This window comes from Streptomyces sp. NPDC093546 (assembly GCF_044765045.1).
Classification (GTDB): domain Bacteria; phylum Actinomycetota; class Actinomycetes; order Streptomycetales; family Streptomycetaceae; genus Streptomyces.
Genome location: NZ_JBIWJG010000005.1, coordinates 22,032 through 39,827, shown reverse-complemented (window position 1 = coordinate 39,827; position 17,796 = coordinate 22,032). Strand labels below are relative to the sequence as shown.

General features: G+C 70.7%; 20 protein-coding genes. 4 read left to right on the top strand and 16 right to left on the bottom strand.

Annotation, left to right across the window (positions count from 1 at the left end):
• Nucleotides 1–82 precede the first annotated feature (82 nt).
• From ACIRNI_RS12800 to clpS, 7 genes are all read right to left on the bottom strand, one after another.
• A complete protein-coding gene (locus ACIRNI_RS12800; protein ID WP_403550934.1) occupies nt 83–1,033 on the bottom strand; it encodes a PLP-dependent cysteine synthase family protein in 951 nt (316 codons plus the stop codon).
• Nucleotides 1,033–1,311 (bottom strand): MoaD/ThiS family protein, encoded by a 279-nt coding sequence (locus tag ACIRNI_RS12795; protein WP_361422815.1) that lies wholly within the window; start codon nt 1,309–1,311, stop codon nt 1,033–1,035. Before ACIRNI_RS12795 ends, ACIRNI_RS12800 begins: the two co-directional genes overlap by 1 nt.
• 134 nt (nt 1,312–1,445) lie before the next feature.
• Nucleotides 1,446–1,559: a putative leader peptide gene (locus tag ACIRNI_RS12790; RefSeq protein WP_403550932.1), complete on the bottom strand. Its 114-nt coding sequence runs from the start codon at nt 1,557–1,559 to the stop codon at nt 1,446–1,448.
• 87 nt (nt 1,560–1,646) lie between these two features.
• Nucleotides 1,647–2,069, bottom strand: coding sequence for a M67 family metallopeptidase (locus ACIRNI_RS12785; RefSeq protein ID WP_361422812.1), 423 nt, complete (start codon nt 2,067–2,069; stop codon nt 1,647–1,649).
• A gap of 82 nt (nt 2,070–2,151) precedes the next feature.
• Complete coding sequence (locus ACIRNI_RS12780; RefSeq protein ID WP_403550930.1) at nt 2,152–3,567, bottom strand: amino acid permease; 1,416 nt, start codon at nt 3,565–3,567, stop codon at nt 2,152–2,154.
• 284 nt (nt 3,568–3,851) lie between these two features.
• Nucleotides 3,852–4,430 carry a DUF2017 domain-containing protein gene (locus ACIRNI_RS12775; RefSeq protein ID WP_403550928.1) on the bottom strand — a complete coding sequence of 193 codons (579 nt, stop codon included), beginning with the start codon at nt 4,428–4,430 and terminating at the stop codon, nt 3,852–3,854.
• Nucleotides 4,430–4,735, bottom strand: a complete 306-nt coding sequence (gene clpS, locus ACIRNI_RS12770; RefSeq protein ID WP_355364852.1) for an ATP-dependent Clp protease adapter ClpS — start codon at nt 4,733–4,735, stop codon at nt 4,430–4,432. Before clpS ends, ACIRNI_RS12775 begins: the two co-directional genes overlap by 1 nt.
• A gap of 115 nt (nt 4,736–4,850) precedes the next feature.
• Between clpS and ACIRNI_RS12765 the strand changes: the two genes are divergently transcribed.
• Both ACIRNI_RS12765 and ACIRNI_RS12760 read left to right on the top strand, forming a co-directional pair.
• On the top strand, nt 4,851–6,179 hold the full coding sequence (locus tag ACIRNI_RS12765; protein ID WP_403550926.1) for a nicotinate phosphoribosyltransferase: 1,329 nt from the start codon (nt 4,851–4,853) through the stop codon (nt 6,177–6,179).
• Between the two features lie 109 nt (nt 6,180–6,288).
• Complete coding sequence (locus tag ACIRNI_RS12760; protein WP_403550925.1) at nt 6,289–6,876, top strand: nicotinamidase; 588 nt, start codon at nt 6,289–6,291, stop codon at nt 6,874–6,876.
• Between the two features lie 25 nt (nt 6,877–6,901).
• Here the strand turns inward: ACIRNI_RS12760 and ACIRNI_RS12755 are convergent, their stop codons facing one another.
• Together ACIRNI_RS12755 and ACIRNI_RS12750 are read right to left on the bottom strand one after the other, a co-directional pair.
• Nucleotides 6,902–7,243 carry a hypothetical protein gene (locus ACIRNI_RS12755; RefSeq protein WP_403550923.1) on the bottom strand — a complete coding sequence of 114 codons (342 nt, stop codon included), beginning with the start codon at nt 7,241–7,243 and terminating at the stop codon, nt 6,902–6,904.
• A 120-nt stretch (nt 7,244–7,363) separates the two neighbouring features.
• Nucleotides 7,364–9,823 (bottom strand): immune inhibitor A domain-containing protein, encoded by a 2,460-nt coding sequence (locus ACIRNI_RS12750; protein ID WP_403550921.1) that lies wholly within the window; start codon nt 9,821–9,823, stop codon nt 7,364–7,366.
• A gap of 430 nt (nt 9,824–10,253) precedes the next feature.
• On the opposite strand from ACIRNI_RS12750, the gene ACIRNI_RS12745 reads away from it, so the two are divergent.
• On the top strand, nt 10,254–10,511 hold the full coding sequence (locus ACIRNI_RS12745) for a hypothetical protein (RefSeq protein ID WP_403550919.1): 258 nt from the start codon (nt 10,254–10,256) through the stop codon (nt 10,509–10,511).
• On the opposite strand, the gene ACIRNI_RS12740 is transcribed toward ACIRNI_RS12745, so the two are convergent.
• Both ACIRNI_RS12740 and ACIRNI_RS12735 read right to left on the bottom strand, forming a co-directional pair.
• Nucleotides 10,497–11,204, bottom strand: coding sequence for an RDD family protein (locus tag ACIRNI_RS12740; RefSeq protein ID WP_403550917.1), 708 nt, complete (start codon nt 11,202–11,204; stop codon nt 10,497–10,499). The genes ACIRNI_RS12745 and ACIRNI_RS12740 overlap by 15 nt on opposite strands.
• Nucleotides 11,205–11,277: 73 nt before the next feature.
• Nucleotides 11,278–12,684, bottom strand: a complete 1,407-nt coding sequence (locus tag ACIRNI_RS12735) for an RDD family protein (RefSeq protein WP_403550916.1) — start codon at nt 12,682–12,684, stop codon at nt 11,278–11,280.
• Between the two features lie 227 nt (nt 12,685–12,911).
• Between ACIRNI_RS12735 and ACIRNI_RS12730 the strand changes: the two genes are divergently transcribed.
• Nucleotides 12,912–13,322 carry an SsgA family sporulation/cell division regulator gene (locus ACIRNI_RS12730; RefSeq protein ID WP_355364828.1) on the top strand — a complete coding sequence of 137 codons (411 nt, stop codon included), beginning with the start codon at nt 12,912–12,914 and terminating at the stop codon, nt 13,320–13,322.
• Between the two features lie 32 nt (nt 13,323–13,354).
• Here ACIRNI_RS12730 and ACIRNI_RS12725 read toward each other — a convergent pair whose 3' ends face one another.
• The 5 genes from ACIRNI_RS12725 to ACIRNI_RS12705 form a co-directional block, all read right to left on the bottom strand.
• Nucleotides 13,355–13,672, bottom strand: coding sequence for an SCO5918 family protein (locus ACIRNI_RS12725; RefSeq protein ID WP_403550914.1), 318 nt, complete (start codon nt 13,670–13,672; stop codon nt 13,355–13,357).
• Nucleotides 13,673–13,725: 53 nt separating this feature from the next.
• Nucleotides 13,726–15,147, bottom strand: coding sequence for a DEAD/DEAH box helicase (locus tag ACIRNI_RS12720; RefSeq protein ID WP_403550912.1), 1,422 nt, complete (start codon nt 15,145–15,147; stop codon nt 13,726–13,728).
• Between the two features lie 319 nt (nt 15,148–15,466).
• Nucleotides 15,467–15,670, bottom strand: a complete 204-nt coding sequence (locus tag ACIRNI_RS12715; protein ID WP_064071132.1) for a cold-shock protein — start codon at nt 15,668–15,670, stop codon at nt 15,467–15,469.
• 226 nt (nt 15,671–15,896) lie between these two features.
• Nucleotides 15,897–16,238 (bottom strand): MerR family transcriptional regulator, encoded by a 342-nt coding sequence (locus ACIRNI_RS12710; protein ID WP_403550909.1) that lies wholly within the window; start codon nt 16,236–16,238, stop codon nt 15,897–15,899.
• A 73-nt stretch (nt 16,239–16,311) separates the two neighbouring features.
• Nucleotides 16,312–17,727 carry an FAD-linked oxidase C-terminal domain-containing protein gene (locus ACIRNI_RS12705; RefSeq protein WP_355364815.1) on the bottom strand — a complete coding sequence of 472 codons (1,416 nt, stop codon included), beginning with the start codon at nt 17,725–17,727 and terminating at the stop codon, nt 16,312–16,314.
• Nucleotides 17,728–17,796: the final 69 nt, after the last annotated feature.

Here is a 17,796-nt window from a genome sequence, read left to right as displayed (position 1 = left end):
CACGGGAGGTGCCCTCCCATCGCCCTGCGGGACGACTGCCCACAACCGGGCAGTCGTCGGGCCGCCCCGCGCCCCGGCAGGGCTACGCCCAGAGCTGGCCCTGGAGGGTTTCGATGGCCGCTTCCGTCGTCGGGGCCGTGTAGACGCCCGTCGACAGGTACTTCCAGCCGCCGTCGGCCACGACGAAGACGATGTCCGCGCTCTCGCCCGCCTTGAGCGCCTTCTGCCCGACGCCGATCGCCGCGTGCAGCGCCGCACCCGTCGAGACGCCCGCGAAGATGCCCTCCTGCTGGAGCAGCTCCCGCGTGCGGGTCACCGCGTCGGCCGAGCCGACCGAGAAGCGGGAGGTGAGGACGGAGGCGTCGTACAGCTCGGGGACGAAGCCCTCGTCGAGGTTGCGCAGGCCGTAGACGAGGTCGTCGTACCTCGGCTCCGCGGCGATGATCTTCACGTCGGGCTTGTGCTCCCGCAGGAAGCGGCCGACGCCCATGAGGGTGCCCGTCGTGCCCAGGCCCGCCACGAAGTGGGTGAGGGAGGGCAGGTCCGCGAGGATCTCCGGCCCCGTCGTGGCGTAGTGCGCGCCCGCGTTGTCGGGGTTGCCGTACTGGTAGAGCATCACCCAGTCGGGGTGCTCGGCGGCGAGCTCCTTCGCGACGCGGACGGCCGTGTTGGAGCCGCCGGCGGCGGGGGACGAGATGATCTCGGCGCCCCACATGGCCAGCAGGTCGCGCCGCTCCTGCGAGGTGTTCTCGGGCATCACGCACACGATGCGGTAGCCCTTGAGCTTGGCCGCCATCGCGAGCGAGATGCCCGTGTTGCCGCTGGTGGGCTCGAGGATGGTGCAGCCGGGGGTGAGCCGGCCGTCCTTCTCCGCCTGCTCGATCATGTGCAGGGCCGGACGGTCCTTGATCGACCCGGTGGGGTTGCGGTCCTCGAGCTTGGCCCAGATGCGTACGTCCTCGGAGGGGGACAGGCGCGGCAGGCGTACCAGCGGCGTGTTGCCGACCGCCGCGAGCGGGCTGTCGTAACGCATCAGCGCATTCCACCGGCGACGGCCGGGAGGATCGTGACGTTGTCGCCGTCGGACAGCTTGGTCTTGATGCCGTCCAGGAAGCGGACGTCCTCGTCGTTCAGGTAGACGTTCACGAACCGCCGCAGCTCGCCCTCGTCGACGATGCGGCCCTGGATGCCGGCGTGCCGGGTCTCGAGGTCGGCGAAGAGGTCGGCGAGGGTCTCCCCGTTGCCTTCGACGGCCTTGGCGCCGTCGGTGTAGGTGCGGAGGATGGTCGGGATGCGGACCTCGATGGCCATGGCGTGGGCTCCTGTCGGAAGGTGAGTCGATAGCAGGCGAGCGGGGCGAGCGGGCGTACTGCGTGCACGCGGCCCGGAAGGGCGCGCGCGGCGGTGCGGGAAAGCGGTGCGGACAGCAGTGCGGAGAGGTGCGCTCAGGCGGCGCAGCGCGGACACATCGCGCTGGCGAGGCGGCACAGGTCGACGTGCAGCCGCGCCACGAGCAGCACGGTGCCCGGCGTCTGTTCGCTCACGTCGATGGAAACCATGCGGTCATCGTATCGATTCCCGGTCCGGATCCTGGAGTGTGATCTCGCATGGCGGACGCTTTCCGCCCGCCTGGCGAGACGCCACACTCAGTACGCGTCGACGACCTGGACCTCTTCCTCCGTGATCTCGCCGTCCACGATCCGGTAGGAGCGGAACTGGAACGGTCCCGCGCCGTCCGTGTCCGCCGTCGACACCAGCACGTAGTGCGCGCCGGGTTCGTTGGCGTACGAGACGTCCGTGCGCGACGGGTACGCCTCGGTCGCGGTGTGCGAGTGGTAGATGACGACCGGCTCCTCGTCGCGGTCGTCCATCTCGCGGTAGAGCTTCAGCAGGTCGCCCGAGTCGAACTCGTAGAACGTGGGCGAGCGCGCGGCGTTGAGCATCGGGATGAAGCGCTCGGGGCGTCCGGAGCCGGCCGGGCCCGCGACCACGCCGCAGGCCTCGTCCGGGTGGTCCTCGCGGGCGTGCGCGACGATCTGGTCGTAGAGGGCCCGTGTGATGGTCAGCATGCGCATCAGGATAAGCAGAGGGGCCCGCCTGTACCGAGGGTTGGTACGGGCGGGCCCACATGCTGGGACGAGCGGTCGCGGACTACCGCTTGAAGGCGGTGTTCTCCGGGTTCCGGTTCTTCAGGAACAGGTAGCTGACGCCCAGGAGCAGGGCCCACAGCGGGGCGCAGTACAGCGAGACCCGCGAGCCCGCGTCGACGCCCATCATCACGATCACGCCGAAGATGAACAGCAGCGCGAACCAGCTGGTGAACGGCGCACCGGGGGCCTTGAACTCCGACTCCGGCACCTCACCGCGCTTGACGGCGGCGCGGTAGCGGATGTGCGAGACCAGGATCGCGATCCAGGCCCACATGCCGGAGATGGTCGCGAAGGAGACGACGTACTCGAAGGCCTTGCCGGGGGCGACGTAGTTGATCCAGACGCCCACGAGCATCAGCGCCGCCGAGAAGGTGGTGCCGAGGAGCGGGGTGCCGGACTTCGTCAGCCGGGTGAAGACCTTGGGGCCCTGGCCGTTGAGCGCGAGGTCGCGCAGCATGCGGCCGGTGGAGTACATGCCCGAGTTGCAGGAGGACAGGGCGGCCGTCAGCACCACGAAGTTCACGATGGCGGCGCCGATGCCGAGGCCCATCTTCTCGAAGGCGGCGACGAACGGCGAGACGCCCGGCTGGAAGTGCGTCCACGGCACGACCGACAGGATCATGATCAGCGCGCCGACGTAGAAGACGGCGATGCGCCACGGGACGGTGTTGATGGCCTTCGGCAGCGTGACCTTGGGGTTCTTGGACTCGCCGGCGGTGACGCCGACCAGCTCGACCGCGAGGAAGGCGAACATCACGATCTGGAGCGTCATCAGCGTGCCGCCGATGCCCTTGGGGAAGAACCCGCCCTCGGACCAGAGCATGGTCATGGACGCGGTGTCGGCGGCGTCCGAGAACCCGATGGTGAGGATGCCGGCGCAGATGAGGATCATGCCGATGATGGCGGTGACCTTGATCATCGAGAACCAGAACTCCAGCTCACCGAAGAGCTTCACCGAGATCAGGTTCGCGCCGTACAGGATGACCGTGAAGACCAGGGCCGAGACCCACTGCGGGATGTTCCACCAGTACGTCATGTAGGTGGCCGCGGCGGTGACCTCGGTCATGCCGGTGATGACCCAGAACAGCCAGTACGTCCAGCCCGTGACGAAGCCGGCGAAGGGGCCGATGAACTCGCGGGCGTACTCAGAGAAGGAGCCCGAGACGGGGCGGTACATGAGCAGCTCGCCCAGGGCCCGCATGATGAAGAAGATCACGAGACCCGCGATGGCGTACGCCAGGATGAGGCTCGGGCCCGCCTTGGAGATGGCCTTGCCCGCGCCGAGGAAGAGCCCCGTGCCGATGGCTCCGCCGATCGCGATCATCTGGATCTGCCGGGCTCCGAGGCCCCGCTGGTAGCCCTCGCCCTCACCGGCGATGTGGCTGTCGTGCTGGTTGCCGACCTGCGTTGAGGTCATCGTTCTGCTGCGCCTTTCTCCACGCTGATCCCCCCGGATATGGATGGAGTGCCACCGGCGGTCAGCCGGCCCAAGCGCACCCGGGCAACAGGGGTGGCGTTCCCGGGCGATCGTGCAGATTTATCACGGCCGCACCGGTGATCGAGTAGACGTGACGTGAATTGAGACACAACGAAAACAGGACAAGCACCCCTTTGCATGACCGAAAGGGGTGTCCTGCGTAATCCGATCGTTATGCGGATTTGAGCGTCCGCTGAGCGGACGCCGTCAGTCGTGCGGCGCGCTCACGGCATCAGCGACTCGACGAGCGTCTCCTGGAGCGCACCGAGCCAGAGGTACGCCATGACCATCGGCTTGCGCGGGTCGCTGTCCGGCAGCCGGTACAGCTCGTCGCTCTCGTCCTCGTCGGTGACCTCCAGCCGGGTGCCGATGGTCAGCCGCAGGTCGTTGAGCGCCCCGAGCCAGCGGCGCGCCTCGTCGGCGGACAGCTTGAGGACGGCGGCGCCCTCCCCGGCCACGGTCAGCGCGTCCAGGCTCCGCACGACGGCGAGGGCGTCCTCCCGCTTGCGGGTGCGCAGGTCGTTCTCGGTGAACCGGCGGAACTCGGCGGACATGGCGCGCAGCTGCTCGTCGTCGTCCGCGTACGCGTTCGGGAAGAGCCGGGCCAGGGCCGGGTCGGCCGGCGGCTCGCTCGGGCCGTCGCGGAACAGCTCGGCCAGGGGGTCCTCGCCCTGGGCGGGCTGCTCACCGGGGCCGATCAGCTCCAGGAGCTGCACGGCCAGGGAGCGGAGGATGGAGATCTCGACCTCGTCGAGCAGGACGGCCGCGCCGCCGCCCGGCAGCGCCTCGAAGTGCCCGCTCATCAGCCGCGGTCCTGGGAGAGCGTCGCCCACAGCCCGTATCCGTGCATGGCCTGCACGTCACGCTCCATCTCCTCGCGGGTGCCGCTGGAGACCACGGCCCTTCCCTTGTGGTGCACGTCGAGCATCAGCTTGTGTGCCTTGTCCTTGGGGTAGCCGAAGTACGCCTGGAAGACGTAGGTGACATAGCTCATGAGGTTGACCGGGTCGTTGTGCACGATCGTCACCCAGGGCACGTCGGGCTCGACGACGGCGAACGACTCTTCGGCCGATTGGGGGCGTTCGATCTCAGTGGGAGCAACACTCACCTAGCCCATGCTGCCACTGGAGGTGGGCCACCGCACAAACCGGCCCCGCCGAAGCGGATCTCGACCCCCGAGAGAAATCGTCACTCTGACGAGTATTGGGGGTAGCATCCGTCATATGAACGCTGCGGATCTTGGGCTGCCGGTGGACGTGCCGTCTACCGCGCTCTTCACCGACCAGTACGAGTTGACGATGCTCCAGGCCGCCCTGCGGGGCGGGACCGCCGACCGGCGCTCGGTCTTCGAGGTCTTCACCCGGCGCCTGCCGGAGGGGCGGCGGTACGGCGTCGTGGCCGGCACCGGCCGCGTCCTGGACGCCGTGGAGAACTTCCGCTTCGACGCGGGCGTCCTCGGTTTCCTGCGCGAGCGCGGCATCGTCGACGAGCCGACCCTCGAGTGGCTGGCCGACTACCGCTTCGGCGGCGACATCTGGGGCTACCCCGAGGGCGAGGTGTACTTCCCCGGCTCGCCGATCCTGCGCGTCGAGGGGTCCTTCGGCGAGTGCGTGCTGCTGGAGACGGTGATCCTGTCGATCCTCAACCACGACTCGGCCATCGCCGCCGCGGCCTCCCGGATGTCGTCGGCGGCCGGCGGGCGACGGCTGATCGAGATGGGCGCCCGGCGCACCCACGAGCTGTCCGCGGTCGCCTCGGCCCGCGCCGCGTACGTCGGCGGCTTCGACTCGACCTCGGACCTGGCCGCCGGGTTCCGCTACGGCATCCCGACCGTCGGCACCTCCGCGCACGCCTTCACGCTGCTGCACGACACCGAGCGCGACGCCTTCCGTGCGCAGGTGGAGTCCCTGGGCCGCGGTACGACGCTGCTCGTCGACACCTACGACGTCACCGAGGCCGTCCGTACCGCCGTGGAGGTGGCCGGGCCCGAGCTGGGCGCGGTGCGCATCGACTCCGGCGACCTGCTGCTGGTGGCGCACCGGGTGCGGCAGCAGCTGGACGAGCTGGGGGCGCGCGACACACGGATCGTCGTCACCTCGGACCTCGACGAGTACGCCATCGCCTCGCTGGCGGCGGCGCCGGTGGACGCGTACGGCGTCGGTACGCAGCTCGTGACCGGCAGCGGCCACCCCACCTGCTCCATGGTCTACAAGCTCGTCGCCCGGGCGGAGTCGGCGGACCTGCGGGCGCCGCTGCGGCCGGTGGCGAAGAAGTCGCTCGGCGCGAAGATGTCGATCGGCGGCCGCAAGTGGGCCGCGCGGCGCCTGGACGCGGACGGCGCGGCCGAGGCGGAGGTCGTCGGCACGGGCCCGGTGCCGTCCGAGCTCGCCGACCGGCAGCTGCTGGTCGAGCTCGTCAAGGGCGGCGAGATAGTGGCCCGCGAGCCGCTGGAGGCCGCGCGCGAGCGGCACATCGCGGCGCGGGCGGGGCTGCCGATGTCGGCGACGCAGCTGTCGCGGGGCGAACCGGTGATCCCGACGGAGTACGTGTGAGGACGCGTGAGTGCGTCGTCCGGGCTCCTGGGCCCCCTCCCGCCGGGCGGGCGAAGTCTCTAGGCTCGTTGCCATCCCCGCCGTCCCCCACCACCGAAGGACACCCGCCATGCACCGCGCATTGATCGTCGTGGACGTTCAGAACGACTTCTGCGAGGGCGGCAGCCTCGCGGTGGCGGGGGGCTCGGACGTCGCCGCCGCCATCACGGACCTGATCGGCGAGGCCGCCGGAGCCGTGTACCAGCACGTGGTGGCCACGCGGGACCACCACATCGACCCGGGCGGCCACTTCTCCGAGGACCCCGACTACGTCACCTCCTGGCCCCGGCACTGCGTGGCCGGTACGGAGGGCGTGGGCTTCCACCCGAACTTCGCCCCCGCGGTCGCCTCGGGCGCGATCGACGCGGTCTTCGACAAGGGCGCGTACGACGCGGCGTACAGCGGCTTCGAGGGCACGGACGAGAACGACGTGCCGCTGGCGCGGTGGCTGCGGGAGCGGGAGGTGACGGAGGTCGACGTGGTCGGCATCGCCACCGACCACTGCGTGCGGGCCACGGCCCTGGACGCGGCCCGCGAGGGCTTCAGAACCCAGGTGCTGCTGGACCTGACGGCGGGCGTCTTCGAGGAGACCACCCAGCGGGCCCTGGAGGAGCTGCGCGCGGCGGGCGTGGAGCTGACGGGCAAGCCGGTGGTCTGAGCGCGCGAGACGGCCGCCAGGGGCCCTACGCGCCGTCGGCGAGGCGCGGGGCGCCCCAGGTCCGCACCTGGGGCAGCAGCGCCCGTATCGGGTGCCAGAGCTCCGTCACGCCCTCGGGGCAGGTGCGCCACAGCAGGCCGTCCGGGTGGTGGAGGACGGCGGTGATCTCGTCGGGTGTCGGCGGGTGGAGGTTGCCCCGGAGGTAGACCGAGCGCAGGCCGAGGTTGCGCAGGCGGGTGAGGGCCCGGGCGCGGTTCGGGGCGTGGACCAGGACGCGCACGGTGGAGCCGTCGCCGACCGGGTTGGGCAGGCTGAGCGCGACCACCACGCTGCCGCCGGGCAACTTGGCGAAACCTCCACCGGGCATACGAAACCACTCCCCCGTGAGATGGTGTGTCAATAAGACGGGCCACACGCACCTAAACAGAATCGGCCGCCGCCCGCTAGAGGGCGACGGCCGATCGTGCTCTGACCTGCGACGATGTCGTTACTTCGTCGACGGGCCGACCTGGACCGTGATCGTCCGGCCGTTCTTCGGCTGCTTGACGATCGAGATCTTGGTGTTGGTGTCAGTTACCTTGACGCCCGCGCGCGGGTTGTCGTCGTAGTAGTAGACGCCCTTGCGGTCGTCGAAGACCGGGACGCCGGCCTGCGAACCGATCTTCAGCGGGACGCCCGCCTTGTGCAGCGTGATGCCGCCCGTGCGGTAGTGGCTGAACGGCGAGTCGTACGCCTGGATCCGGTTGCGCAGCAGCGTGCCGTCCGTCCACTTCAGCGGCTTGGCGTGGGCGTCGACCGGCAGGATCAGGCCCTCACCCGGGTGGACGGCGGTGTTGTTGTCCTTCTGGGAGGTGTCCCACTGCCAGACCAGCAGACCGGTCTGGTACGGGTAGTGCTCCACCCAGCTGTCCATCGGCGCCGCGAAGCCGAAGTTGTACGGGCCGACCTTGAGGGTCGCGTCGTACGAGACGTACTGGCGGTTCTCGGCGAGGTAGTACTGCTCGTACTCGTTGGTGAAGGACTCGCCGATGCGGGAGAAGCCCTTCGCCGTCCAGGCGGCGTCGGCGTTCTCGGCGTTGTCCGAGAAGACCGGGGCGCCGTCGGCGGTGAGCACGACGTTGTCGGCGGTGAAGCCCTTGCCGCCCGCGCCGCCGTCCGTCTGGTAGCGGAAGCGGAGGTCGAACTTCTTGCCGGCGTACGCGTCAAGCGGGAAGGCCAGCTTCTGCCAGGAGCCGGAGACGTCCGTCAGCGCCGGGGCGCCGCTGGCGTCGGCCGGGATCGGCTTGCCGTTCGCGGCGCCGGCCAGGGCCGTCCAGTTCTTGCCGCCGTCGGTCGACACCTCGGTGTAGAGGTAGTCGTAGTCCTTCTCGATGTCCCACCAGCCGTCGAGCGTCAGCTCGGCCTTGGTCTTGCCGGTGAGGTCGACGGACCGGGTGAGGGTGTTCTTGAGGTCGTCACCCATGTCGCTCCACCACTGCGTGGCGCCCTGGGCGGGCTTCACGACCGGGGTGGTGACCTTCTTCTTCGGCAGCTCGACGACGAGCGCCTGCGGGTTCTTGGTGTTGTACTCCGCGACGCCCAGCGTGTGCTTGGACTTCGTCGCCGCCTGGGCCTTCTCGTAGTTGAGCCAGCCCAGCTGCAGCTTGTCCCAGGCGGTCATGTCGCCCGGCATGTCGCCGATGGAGTCCTTGCCGAGGCCGAGCCACGAACCGGAGGACATCAGGGACCAGAAGCCCGTGGAGTTCTCGGCGCCCGCCTTGCCGGAGGTGTCGTACAGGTCCGGCAGGCCGAGGTCGTGGCCGTACTCGTGGGCGAAGACGCCGAGGCCGCCGTTCTCCGGCTGCATGGTGTAGTCGCCGACCCAGATGCCGGTGTCGCCGATCTGGGTGCCGCCGGCCTTGTTGTGCGCCGGGCCGGTCTTGCCGGCGTCGGTGCCGTATGCGTACCAGCGGTGGGCCCACAGCGCGTCGGAGCCCTGGGCGCCGCCGCCCGCGGACTCGTCCTCGCCGGCGTGGACGATCTGGAAGTGGTCGATGTAGCCGTCGGCCTCGTTGAAGTTGCCGTCGGCGTCGAAGTCGTAGCGGTCCCACTGGTCGTACTGGGCCAGCTGCGCCTTGATCTCGGCGTCGGTCTTGCCGGCCGCCTTCTGCTGCGCGGTCCAGGCGGTCACACCGTCGCGGACGGCGTCCCAGACGTTGGCACAGTTGCTGTTGCCGCAGTAGTTCGAGCCGTAACGGGCCTCGTTGTACTCGACCTTGACCCAGTCGGAGACCGCGCCGTCGACCGAGTAGCGGCCGGACGAGGTCTTCTCGTAGTAGGTCTTGAGCGAGTGCTTCTGCTGACCGGTCTTCGGGTCCTTGCCGGTGCCGAAGTACAGGTCCTCGAAGTGCTTCTGGTCGTAGTCCTTCTGCCAGGCCGTCGAGTTGTCCTTCGAACGGTCCGGCTCGGCTATCTGGTTGTGCAGCGGGCCGGGCGTGCCACCGAACTTGGGCTTCTTCTCGGTGGTGTCGTCGTCCGCGCGGTCGACGAGCGTCTCGTTGTCGACCTTGTCGCCGAACTCGACCAGGATCGTGAAGATCTTGTCGGTCTTCTCGCGGCCCAGCTCGACGTACTTCTTGTCGTCGAGCTTGACGACCTGGGAGGCACCCCTGCGCTCCACCTTCAGGTCGCCGGCCAGCACCTGCTCCAGCGCCGCCTCGCGCTGCTGCGCCTGCTGCTTGCTGAACGGGCCGTCGAGGTCGTGGTCGACCTTCGCGGCGTGGTCGTGCCCCGGGGCCCCGTGGGCGTCCCCGGCCTCGTGCGCGCCGGGCGCCGGGTCGTGGCGCTCGATGCCGTGGTCGGGGCGGTTGTCTGCCTGGGCCGGGCTAAGGGCCGAGGCGGTCGCGGCGGTGGCCGCGAGGGCCACGATCACCGCGGACGCTCTGAACGCGCGTCGTCTGCTGGTCACTTAATGTCCTCCCCGCGCCCGCGATCCGCGGATGGGGGGTCGAAGTGATATCCGCGTGCGAGTCGCGCCATAAGTGACGACATTCGACCGGATGGACGCGAGAAAAGACAGATCTTGACTTGAACAGGCCAAGCCACTATGCGCGAACCATGATCCGCATTCCGGACGAACGGCGCGGCCGCGCGCGCGAGTTCGCCACGAGGGTCATGTGGGCCCCACCGTACGGGCGGTGACGGCGGTTCGCGTCACCTCCCGCCCTCTTCCGGCCAATTGGCATAGGCCGTGATTCTGTGCGCCCCCCATACACCGGTACCGTGGGTTAGGTCACGCTTACTGCCGGTTCCTCACGGGCATCCCCCCTCGTAGAGTCGCCGGTGCGTGCGACCGAGTTGCGAGTCACCCATACCGATGCATTGAGGACGGTTCCGACATGCCGCGTCCGACTGCCGCACAGCTCGCCTACGGTTCGGCCACCGTCGTCTTCTCGACCGTCGCCATGCTGCTGCTCTCCCGCACCACCACCGGGCTCGGCGTCGCGCTGATCGGCGTGGGCGCGCTGCTGCTCGGCCTGCTGGTCGCGCTGACCATGCCCGTACCCGCGAAGGCGAAGGCGAGGGCGGCGGCCGGCGACGCCCGGGTGCCGCGCCCGCGCGCCGAGGCCACCGCCCCGCATTCAGTGCGTCGTTGACACGACGACGGTCCTGGCCGCCTTGTCGTGCAGGCCCTGCTTGTACGGCTTGTCGACGAGGATCAGGATCAGCAGGAGCAACGGCCACAGACAGGCGCAGCACACCAGCGCGGGCAGCCACAGCACGATCGCCCGGGTCAGCGCCGCGCTCGTGTTCGGCACGCTCCCGTCGTTGAGCATCGCCACCCGCAGGCCCATCAGCCGCTTGCCGACCGTCTGCCCGTGCCACTTCGTCGTCATGAGGGTGTCGTAGGCGATGTACGCCACGATCGTGATGAGCTGGAACACCCACTGGCCGCCGTCGTTCGTCGTCTGCCAGACGTCCGCGAAGTCGGACTCCTCCGCCACGCGGTCGTAGATGTCGAACGGCAGCCCAATGAGCGCCAGCGGTACGACGATGATGAACCAGTCGATCAGTCGGGCCAGCACCCGCTTGCCGGAGTCGGCGAGCGGCGGCATGCCCGCGAGCGGGTCGGTGCCGCCGTAGCCGTACGGACCACCGCCACCACCGCCATAGGGACCACCGCCACCGCCGTACGGGCCGCCACCGCCGCCATAGGGGCTGCCGCCGCCGTACGGGCCGCCGGAGGGACCGCCGCCGCCAGGAGGCGGAGGGGGCGGCTCCTCGGGCGGCCTCTTGCGGAACGGATCGTCCTCGGGCGGCTGACCGGGCGGCGGCGGTTCGTTGCTCATGTGGGCAGTGCATCCCGCCCGCCGGGGACCCGCAACGGATCACCGGCCGTTCGGGCTACCCGCCCTACTCGCCCTACTCGCCCTTGCCCGCCACGAAAGTGTGCGCCGCCTTGTCGTGCCAGGCCTGGCGCCACGGGCGGTCGATCAGCGCCCACAGGACGCCCACGACCCCGATGACGAGGAGGCCCGGCACGCTGTAGACGAGCCAGCGGCGCAGCGCCGCGCCGAACGCCGGGGGCGCGTGCGACTCGATGTCCCGCACCTCCAGGCCGCACACCCGCTTGCCGAGGGTGCGGCCCCACTTGGCGGTCGGCAGCGCCTCGTACAGCACGCCGAGGATCAGCAGGGCGGCGAGCGTGATGCCGAAGTACGTGGACGTGGTGGAGTCCAGCAGCCAGACGGTGACCGTCTCGCCGGACTGCTTGGCCTGCTGGATCTTGCCGTCGATGTGGTCGATCGCCTTGGAGACGAGCGGTACGCCGACGGCGCCGGCGGCCGCCCCCAGGACCACGGTGTCGATCAGCCGGGCCGCCAGCCGCTTGCCGAGCGGGGCCGGGCGGGCCGCGGCCTGGGCGCGGGCGGCGCGCAGGAACGGGTCCTCCACCGGGGGCTTCCACGGCATGACCGGCGGCGCCTGCTGCGGCTCCTGCCGGAGCGGCTGGTGCGCCGCCTGGGGCGGCTGCGCGAGCTGGTGCACCTGCTGGGCCCAGGAGGCCGCCCCGCCGCCGGCACCGTGCGAGACGGGCGTGGCGGGGGCGGGCGCGGGCTGCGGGACCGGCGCGGGAGCCGGGGCGGGCTGCGGGGCCACGGCCTGCGGCTGGTGCTGGTGCTGGGCCGGGACCTGCGGGGTGCGCGGCGCGTCCGTGCCGAGCGCGCGGATGGTCATGGTGCCGTCGGCGGGCCGCTCCTGCGCGGCTGCGGGCGTAGGCGCGGGGCCGGGCGCGGGCTTCTGGGCGCGGATGGTGACCGTGCCGTCGGAGCGGGGCTCCACCTTCCGTACGCCCGGGAGCGCGCCGCCCGTCGGGTCCGTGCCCGCCGGCACGCGCGGGTCCGCCGCCGCGCCCGAGGGCTGCGCCTGGGCGCTCTCGGCGCCCCAGGAGACCCGGCGGTCGCGGTCGCCGCCGAAGCCGGTCTGGCGCGAGGCGTCGGCCTGCCAGGCGGACGCGGGCTCCGATTTGGCGGCCGCCTCCTCGGCGGCCTCCTCCTCGTCGAAGAAGACCGGGCCGGTCTCCTCGACGGACGGCCTCGGCGCCGGGGCGGGAGCCGGGGTGGCCGGCGCCGCCGAGGCGGGCGGCGTCGGCATCGCCTCGCCGTCCTCGGGCGCGGGCCGGCTCGTGCCGGGCACCCAGGCGGCACCGTTCCAGTACCGGATGTATCCGGGGATGGACGGATCGGGGTAGTACCCCGCCAGGGGTACGTTCCCGCCGTCACCAGGAGGTGTAGCCACAGCCCCCAACTCCGTTCCTTCACGACACCGCATGTCCAGGGAGGACATTAACGAAGAACGCCGGAGCCGTAAGAAGGAGACGGGCAAAGACCGTGTTCGAGCGAGCTTGACCGATCAGGTGACGGACACCGGGGACAACATCACGGAAAGTAATGAGAAATTCCCCGCCCATGTCGCGTAATGACGGAGGGGGGAGCGCCTCTCCACCGGTGCGGGGCCACTCCAGGACCCCGCATGAGGAGCAGGAGAAGGAGCGTCCCATGGAGCACACCGCCGTCGAACGCGAGCTGGAGCTGAACCTGGTGCTGTCGCCGGAGCGCAGCATCCCCGTGCCGGCCCGGCTGACGTACCGCACCGACGACCCGTACGCCGTGCACATCACCTTCCACGTCGGCTCCGACCACCCGGTGAACTGGACTTTCGCCCGGGAGCTGCTCGTGGAGGGGGTCTTCCGGCCCTGCGGCCACGGCGACGTGCGGATCTGGCCCACCACGCTCGACGGGCGCGCGGTCGTGCTGATGGCGCTGACGTCGCCGGACGGGGACGCCCTCCTGGAGGTGCCGGCCGTGGCGGTGTCGGCGTGGCTGGAGCGGACGCTGCGGGTGGTGCCGCCGGGAGCGGAGGCGGAGCAGCTCGGCCTGGACGAGGAGTTGGCCGAGCTGCTGGCGTGAAGCCTGAAGCCCGAAGCCGCCCGGAGGAGCTGCTAGAGCTGGGCCTGCGGGGCCGGCGTGCCCAGCAGTGCGGCCGCCGTCTGCAGGGGGGTCTGGGCGGGCGCCGGCAGGGTGGCGGAGGCCGAGTGGCAGGTGAAGCCGAGCTTGGTCAGCGCCCTGCGCACCTCACCGGCGGTGAAGTCGCGGCGGTCCTGCCGGGTGATCACTTCACCGACCTGCTTGAGCGGGTAGGTGCGGCGGCCGATGGTCACGGACTCGCCCGAGACGGGTTCGGGCTTGATGCCCCTCATCGCTTCCTGCACGTCGGACTTGAACAGGTCGAAGGGGAAGTTGGCGATGACGCAGCGCATGGTTCCTCGCGGGGGTCGAAGGGGAGTTCCGGAAGGGACGGATGAGCCTGGGGTTACGCGGCGGTGCGCGGGGCGGAGGAGCGGCCGCGCGAGCGCGCGGGCCGGCTCCGTCGTCCGCGCGTGGTGGAGTCGGCGCGTCCGGCCCGCTCGACCGCGGGGGCGCTGATGGTGACGGGGACGCCCGAGGGCATCTGGGCGCCGGTGATGCGGCTCAGCTCGGCCTCGCCCGAGCGGACCTTGGTCACCCGCGCGGTGATGCCGGCGTCGGCCATCACCCGGTTCATGCCGCGGCGCTGGGCGGGCAGGACGAGCGTGACGACCGTGCCGGACTCGCCGGCGCGGGCGGTGCGGCCGCCGCGGTGCAGGTAGTCCTTGTGGTCGCTCGGCGGGTCGACGTTGACGACCAGATCGAGGTTGTCGACGTGGATGCCGCGGGCCGCGACGTTGGTGGCCACCAGGACCGTGACGTGCCCGGTCTTGAACTGCGCGAGCGTGCGGCTGCGCTGGGGCTGGGTCTTGCCGCCGTGCAGGGCGGAGGCGCGCACCCCGACGGCCAGGAGGTCCCTGGTCAGCCGGTCCACGGCGTGCTTGGTGTCCAGGAACATGATCACTCGTCCGTCGCGGGCGGCGATCTCCGTGGTGGTGGCGTGCTTGTCGGCGCCGTGCACGTGCAGCACGTGGTGCTCCATCGTGGTGACGGCCCCCGCGGAGGGGTCGACGGAGTGGACCACCGGGTCGGACAGGTAGCGGCGGACCAGGAGGTCGACGTTGCGGTCGAGCGTCGCGGAGAAGAGCAGGCGCTGCCCTTCGCGCCGTACCTGGTCGAGCAGCTGGGTCACCTGGGGCATGAAGCCCATGTCGGCCATCTGGTCGGCTTCGTCCAGGACGGTGATGGCGACCCGGTCCAGGCTGCAGGCGCCCCGGTCGACGAGGTCCTTGAGCCGGCCGGGGGTCGCGACGACGACCTCGCTGCCGTTGCGCAGGGCGTTCGCCTGGCGGCCGATCGGCATCCCGCCGACGACCGCGGTGAGCCGCAGGTGCAGCGACCGGGCGTAGGGCGTGAGCGCGTCGGTGACCTGCTGGGCCAGTTCCCGGGTGGGTACGAGGACGAGGGCCAGCGGCTGGCGGGGCTCGGCCCGCTGTCCGGCCGTGCGGGCCAGCACGGCCAGGCCGAAGGCGAGCGTCTTGCCGGAGCCCGTACGCCCTCGGCCCAGGACGTCCCGGCCGGCCAGCGAGTTCGGCAGCGTCGCGGCCTGGATCGGGAACGGCACGGTCATGCCTTCGGAGCGGAGCGCGGCCAGCAGCCGGTCGGGCAGGCCGAGGTCGGCGAACGCCTCGACGGCCGGCAGCGCCGCGGTGCGGGTGACCGGCAGCGCGAACTCGCGGGGGCCGGACGCGGCCGGACGGGAGGCCGGGCGAGAGGCCGGGCGGGAGGAGGAGTGTGAGCGGGTGTTCATGCGAGCGGTGCGGTTCATGAGAACCTTCCTCGATGCGGCAACGTATCGAGGAATTCCTCCCGGCGGCGGTGAGCCGCATGGAAATCCGCAAGAACGAGCCGAAGAAAAAGACGAAACAGAGCCGGGCCGACAGGGGCGACGGATGGTTCGTCTTGAAGAGGGCGCCGGAGTGCGAGCCGCAGCTGAGTGCGTCGCTGCTCGGGGCGCGAGAGCCTGGACGGATTCGTCCGGCCGGAGGTGCCGATCCCGTCGGAACCGACGGGCGCGAGCCAGGGGGTACACGAGCTGGGGCCCACACCCACGGTGCGGGCCCCAGCGACGTTGTAGCGCGTCAGCGTCAGGCGGGAACGATGTTCTCGGCCTGCGGGCCCTTCTGGCCCTGCGTGACGTCGAAGTTCACCTTCTGGCCTTCCTGAAGCTCGCGGAAGCCGGAGCTGGCGATGTTCGAGTAGTGGGCGAACACGTCAGCGCCGCCACCGTCCTGCTCGATGAAGCCGAAGCCCTTTTCCGCGTTGAACCACTTCACGGTGCCAGATGCCATATTGAATCTCCCTCGGGGGCAGTGCCCGGAGTCCGCACCTTGCGAACCCGGAGTCGCTGCATGATTTACCCTCCGGAAGAACCGGACTGAAAAAAGTTTCTGGGAACCACGACTGCAACTGACATCACCGTAGCACGATGACCGCCGGAAGTGCGCGATATGTTTACCGGCCGCCCGTTTCCCGAATTTCTGTATTGGCGGGAAGAGATTTTCTGGGCGTCGCGGTTCAGCGGCTCTCGTCCGTGGAAGAGGCTCCGCCCGCGCGGCGCATTTCCTCGTTGAGGCGCAGGGCCTCTTCGAGCTGGTCCTCCAGGATGATGATGCGGCAGGCGGCCTCGACCGGCGTGCCCTGGTCGACGAGTTCCCGGGCCCGGGCGGCGATGCGCAGCTGGTAGCGGGAGTAGCGCCGGTGTCCGCCCTCGGAGCGCAGGGGGGTGATGAGCCGCGCCTCGCCGATCGCGCGGAGGAAAGCGGGCGTCGTGTCCAGCAGGGCGGCGGCCCGCCCCATGGTGTAGGCGGGGTAATCGTCGTCGTCGAGGTGGTCGACGGCGGGCTTCTCAGAGGGCATAGCACCTTCGTTCGGGGGCGCGTCGAGGACGCCTGCGTACAGCGGAAACCCTACGGTCCGCGCCGCCCGATATCTACTTCCGCCGGTGCAGGAAGTCCTCCTGGAAGAGTTTGCCCGGGTTGAGGATGCCGAGCGGGTCGAAGGCCTGCTTGATGGAGCGCTGCAGCTCGAACCCGACGGGCCCCAGCTCCCGCGCCAGCCACTCCTTCTTCAGGACGCCGACGCCGTGTTCGCCGGTGATCGTGCCGCCCAGCTCCAGGCCGAGCGCCATGATCGCGTCGAACGACTCCCGGGCGCGCCGGGACTCGTCGGGGTCGGTGTGGTCGAAGCAGACGACGGGGTGGGTGTTGCCGTCGCCCGCGTGCACGCAGACGCCGATGGTCAGGTCGTACGCCGTGGCGATGGCGGCCGTGCCGTCGAGCATCTCGGCGAGCCGGCTGCGCGGTACGCACACGTCGTCGATCATCGTCGCGGAGGAGACGGTCTCCAGGGCGGTGAGCGACAGGCGCCGGGCCTGGAGGAGCAGCGCGGACTCGGCCTCGTCCTCGGCGGGCACGACCTGCGTGGCGCCCGCCGCCGCGCACAGCTCGCCCACCGCCGCGAGGTCGGCGGCCGGGTCCGGGGTGTCGAAGGCGGCGAGCAGCAGCGCCTCGGTGGAGTCGGGCAGGCCCATCTTGGCCAGCCGGTTGACCGCCCGGATCGTCGTACGGTCCATGAGCTCCAGCAGCGACGGCGTGTGGCCGCGCTCCATGATCGCGCAGACGGCCGCGCAGGCGGCCGCCGCCGAGGGGAACTCCGCGGCCAGCGCCAGCTGCCGCGGCGGCCGCGGCTTGAGCGCCAGCACGGCGCGGACGACGACGCCGAGGGTGCCCTCCGAGCCGACGAGGAGCCGGGTCAGGTCGTAGCCGGCGACGCCCTTGGCGGTGCGGCGGCCGGTGGTGAGCAGGCGGCCGTCGGCGAGGACGACGTCGAGGCCGAGGACGTACTCCGCCGTCACCCCGTACTTGACGCAGCACAGTCCGCCGGACGCCGTGCCGATGTTCCCGCCGATCGTGCACGTCTCCCAACTGGACGGGTCTGGCGGGTAGTAGAGGCCGTGCGCGTCGACCTCGCGGGAGAGGACGGCGTTGACGACGCCCGGTTCGACGACCGCGATCCGGTCGACCGGGTTGATCTCCAGGATGCGGTCCATCTTGGTGAGCGACAGCACGATGCAGCCGTCGGAGGCGTTCGCGGCGCCGGACAGGCCCGTGCGGGCGCCCTGCGGGACGACGGGCACGCGCAGCTCGGTCGCCGTGCGCATGACGTGCTGGACCTGTTCGACGGTGCTCGGCAGGACGACCACGGCGGGCGTGCCGGCCTCGCAGAAGCTCGCCATGTCGTGGGCGTACGAGGCGGTGACGTCCGGGTCCGTGATCACCGCTTCGGGCGGGAGGCCCGCGCGCAGCAGCTCCGGGAGGCGGCTCGTCGGTGTCAGCAGGTCGTCCATGATCCCAGCCTGGCACCCGGGGCCATCGGTGTGAACCCGTCCGCCGATGTGTCGGGCGTGCCGCGGCGG

Excerpts from the sequence above, each read along its gene's own strand:
- ACIRNI_RS12740 (WP_403550917.1), bottom strand. The coding sequence starts at position 11,204 with ATGAGCAACGAACCGCCGCCGCCCGGTCAGCCGCCCGAGGACGATCCG.
- ACIRNI_RS12790 (WP_403550932.1), bottom strand. The coding sequence starts at position 1,559 with ATGGTTTCCATCGACGTGAGCGAACAGACGCCGGGCACCGTGCTGCTC.
- ACIRNI_RS12715 (WP_064071132.1), bottom strand. The coding sequence starts at position 15,670 with ATGGCATCTGGCACCGTGAAGTGGTTCAACGCGGAAAAGGGCTTCGGC.
- ACIRNI_RS12705 (WP_355364815.1), bottom strand. The coding sequence starts at position 17,727 with ATGGACGACCTGCTGACACCGACGAGCCGCCTCCCGGAGCTGCTGCGC.
- ACIRNI_RS12730 (WP_355364828.1), top strand. The coding sequence starts at position 12,912 with ATGGAGCACACCGCCGTCGAACGCGAGCTGGAGCTGAACCTGGTGCTG.
- ACIRNI_RS12785 (WP_361422812.1), bottom strand. The coding sequence starts at position 2,069 with ATGCTGACCATCACACGGGCCCTCTACGACCAGATCGTCGCGCACGCC.
- ACIRNI_RS12780 (WP_403550930.1), bottom strand. The coding sequence starts at position 3,567 with ATGACCTCAACGCAGGTCGGCAACCAGCACGACAGCCACATCGCCGGT.
- ACIRNI_RS12760 (WP_403550925.1), top strand. The coding sequence starts at position 6,289 with ATGCACCGCGCATTGATCGTCGTGGACGTTCAGAACGACTTCTGCGAG.
- ACIRNI_RS12765 (WP_403550926.1), top strand. The coding sequence starts at position 4,851 with ATGAACGCTGCGGATCTTGGGCTGCCGGTGGACGTGCCGTCTACCGCG.
- ACIRNI_RS12710 (WP_403550909.1), bottom strand. The coding sequence starts at position 16,238 with ATGCCCTCTGAGAAGCCCGCCGTCGACCACCTCGACGACGACGATTAC.
- ACIRNI_RS12720 (WP_403550912.1), bottom strand. The coding sequence starts at position 15,147 with ATGAACCGCACCGCTCGCATGAACACCCGCTCACACTCCTCCTCCCGC.
- ACIRNI_RS12775 (WP_403550928.1), bottom strand. The coding sequence starts at position 4,430 with ATGAGCGGGCACTTCGAGGCGCTGCCGGGCGGCGGCGCGGCCGTCCTG.
- ACIRNI_RS12735 (WP_403550916.1), bottom strand. The coding sequence starts at position 12,684 with ATGCGGTGTCGTGAAGGAACGGAGTTGGGGGCTGTGGCTACACCTCCT.
- ACIRNI_RS12800 (WP_403550934.1), bottom strand. The coding sequence starts at position 1,033 with ATGCGTTACGACAGCCCGCTCGCGGCGGTCGGCAACACGCCGCTGGTA.
- ACIRNI_RS12745 (WP_403550919.1), top strand. The coding sequence starts at position 10,254 with ATGCCGCGTCCGACTGCCGCACAGCTCGCCTACGGTTCGGCCACCGTC.
- ACIRNI_RS12755 (WP_403550923.1), bottom strand. The coding sequence starts at position 7,243 with ATGCCCGGTGGAGGTTTCGCCAAGTTGCCCGGCGGCAGCGTGGTGGTC.
- ACIRNI_RS12795 (WP_361422815.1), bottom strand. The coding sequence starts at position 1,311 with ATGGCCATCGAGGTCCGCATCCCGACCATCCTCCGCACCTACACCGAC.
- ACIRNI_RS12725 (WP_403550914.1), bottom strand. The coding sequence starts at position 13,672 with ATGCGCTGCGTCATCGCCAACTTCCCCTTCGACCTGTTCAAGTCCGAC.